The organism is Streptomyces sp. NRRL WC-3626, from assembly GCF_000718785.1.
Lineage (GTDB): Bacteria > Actinomycetota > Actinomycetes > Streptomycetales > Streptomycetaceae > Streptomyces > Streptomyces edwardsiae.
Genome location: NZ_JOCA01000046.1, coordinates 1 through 3334 on the forward strand (window position 1 = coordinate 1; position 3334 = coordinate 3334).

The 3334-nt window shown below is 57.0% G+C and carries 1 rRNA gene; it reads right to left on the reverse strand.

The window, feature by feature from the left end:
- Window positions 1-22: 22 nt before the first annotated feature.
- Window positions 23-3081: ribosomal RNA gene (locus IF28_RS0135715) — 23S ribosomal RNA — on the reverse strand.
- Between the last annotated feature and the right edge of the window lie 253 nt (window positions 3082-3334).

Genomic DNA, 3334 nt, shown 5'->3' on the forward strand with positions numbered 1-3334 from the left:
AACACAGTGGACGCGAGCAACTGAGGACAAGCCCTCGGCCTATTAGTACCGGTCAACTCCACACGTTACCGTGCTTCCATATCCGGCCTATCAACCCAGTCGTCTACTGGGAGCCTTACCCTCTCTAGGAGGTGGGAGTCCTCATCTCGAAGCAGGCTTCCCGCTTAGATGCTTTCAGCGGTTATCCCTCCCGAACGTAGCCAACCAGCCATGCCCTTGGCAGGACAACTGGCACACCAGAGGTTCGTCCGTCCCGGTCCTCTCGTACTAGGGACAGCCCTTCTCAAGACTCCTACGCGCACAGCGGATAGGGACCGAACTGTCTCACGACGTTCTAAACCCAGCTCGCGTACCGCTTTAATGGGCGAACAGCCCAACCCTTGGGACCGACTCCAGCCCCAGGATGCGACGAGCCGACATCGAGGTGCCAAACCATCCCGTCGATATGGACTCTTGGGGAAGATCAGCCTGTTATCCCCGGGGTACCTTTTATCCGTTGAGCGACGGCGCTTCCACAAGCCACCGCCGGATCACTAGTCCCGACTTTCGTCCCTGCTCGACCCGTCGGTCTCACAGTCAAGCTCCCTTGTGCACTTACACTCAACACCTGATTGCCAACCAGGCTGAGGGAACCTTTGGGCGCCTCCGTTACTCTTTAGGAGGCAACCGCCCCAGTTAAACTACCCATCAGACACTGTCCCTGATCCGGATCACGGACCCAGGTTAGACATCCAGCACGACCAGACTGGTATTTCAACGACGACTCCCACCGAACTGGCGTCCGATGATCAAAGTCTCCCAGCTATCCTACACAAGCCGAACCGAACACCAATATCAAACTGTAGTAAAGGTCCCGGGGTCTTTCCGTCCTGCTGCGCGAAACGAGCATCTTTACTCGTAGTGCAATTTCACCGGGCCTATGGTTGAGACAGTCGAGAAGTCGTTACGCCATTCGTGCAGGTCGGAACTTACCCGACAAGGAATTTCGCTACCTTAGGATGGTTATAGTTACCACCGCCGTTTACTGGCGCTTAAGTTCTCAGCTTCGCCACCCCGAAGAGTGACTAACCGGTCCCCTTAACGTTCCAGCACCGGGCAGGCGTCAGTCCGTATACATCGCCTTACGGCTTCGCACGGACCTGTGTTTTTAGTAAACAGTCGCTTCTCGCTGGTCTCTGCGGCCACCCCCAGCTCGGAGAGCAAGTCCCCTCACCAGTGATGGCCCCCCTTCTCCCGAAGTTACGGGGGCATTTTGCCGAGTTCCTTAACCATAGTTCACCCGAACGCCTCGGTATTCTCTACCTGACCACCTGAGTCGGTTTAGGGTACGGGCCGCCATGAAACTCGCTAGAGGCTTTTCTCGACAGCATAGGATCATCCACTTCACCACAATCGGCTCGGCATCAGGTCTCAGCCCGGGATGGACTACCTTCCTGCGTCACCCCATCACTCACCTACTACCAGCTCGGGTCACCGGCTCCACCACTCCGACCTCGTCCGAAGACTCAGCCGGCGGCTTCACGGGCTTAGCATCACTGGATTCAATGTTTGACGCTTCACAGCGGGTACCGGAATATCAACCGGTTATCCATCGACTACGCCTGTCGGCCTCGCCTTAGGTCCCGACTTACCCTGGGCAGATCCGCCTTAGGTCCCGACTTACCCTGGGCAGATCCGTTTCTCACGTGTGTATCGCTACTCATGCCTGCATTCTCACTCGTGAACCGTCCACAACTCGCTTCCGCGGCTGCTTCACCCGGCACACGACGCTCCCCTACCCATCCACACAGGCGTTGGCCCTATTGTGTGAATGACACGACTTCGGCGGTACGCTTGAGCCCCGCTACATTGTCGGCGCGGAATCACTAGACCAGTGAGCTATTACGCACTCTTTCAAGGGTGGCTGCTTCTAAGCCAACCTCCTGGTTGTCTGTGCGACTCCACATCCTTTCCCACTTAGCGTACGCTTAGGGGCCTTAGTCGATGCTCTGGGCTGTTTCCCTCTCGACCATGGAGCTTATCCCCCACAGTCTCACTGCCGCGCTCTCACTTACCGGCATTCGGAGTTTGGCTAAGGTCAGTAACCCGGTAGGGCCCATCGCCTATCCAGTGCTCTACCTCCGGCAAGAAACACACGACGCTGCACCTAAATGCATTTCGGGGAGAACCAGCTATCACGGAGTTTGATTGGCCTTTCACCCCTAACCACAGGTCATCCCCCAGGTTTTCAACCCTGGTGGGTTCGGTCCTCCACGAAGTCTTACCTCCGCTTCAACCTGCCCATGGCTAGATCACTCCGCTTCGGGTCTTGAGCATGCTACTGAAACGCCCTATTCGGACTCGCTTTCGCTACGGCTTCCCCACCCGGGTTAACCTCGCAACACACCGCAAACTCGCAGGCTCATTCTTCAAAAGGCACGCAGTCACGAGACACCAAGCAAGCTTGATGTCCGACGCTCCCACGGCTTGTAGGCACACGGTTTCAGGTACTATTTCACTCCGCTCCCGCGGTACTTTTCACCATTCCCTCACGGTACTATCCGCTATCGGTCACCAGGGAATATTTAGGCTTAGCGGGTGGTCCCGCCAGATTCACACGGGATTTCTCGGGCCCCGTGCTACTTGGGTGTCTCTCAAACGAGCCGCTGATGTTTCGACTACGGGGGTCTTACCCTCTACGCCGGACCTTTCGCATGTCCTTCGCCTACATCAACGGTTTCTGACTCGTCTCATGGCCGGCAGACCATGAAAGAGAGATCCCACAACCCCGTATACGCAACCCCTGCCGGGTCTCACACGCATACGGTTTGGCCTCATCCGGTTTCGCTCGCCACTACTCCCGGAATCACGGTTGTTTTCTCTTCCTGCGGGTACTGAGATGTTTCACTTCCCCGCGTTCCCTCCACTTGCCCTATGTGTTCAGGCAAGGGTGACAGCCCATGACGACTGCCGGGTTTCCCCATTCGGAAACCCCCGGATCAAAGCCTGGTTGACGACTCCCCGGGGACTATCGTGGCCTCCCACGTCCTTCATCGGTTCCTGGTGCCAAGGCATCCACCGTGCGCCCTTAAAAACTTGGCCACAGATGCTCGCGTCCACTGTGCAGTTCTCAAACAACGACCAACCACCCATCACCCAGATACCCAACAGCGTGCCCGACACCCTCGCCGCTTCCCTCAACGTTCCACGCTCCGAAGAGCAGTACTGGAAGGAGAAGACAGTCAAGTGTGCCGAGTAGTCAACGTTCCACCCATGAGCAACCAGTGCGAGACATTCGCCCGCATGCTGGCCTCTGACCTCGTCCCGAAGGACTCGGTAAGAAGTGCTCCTTAGA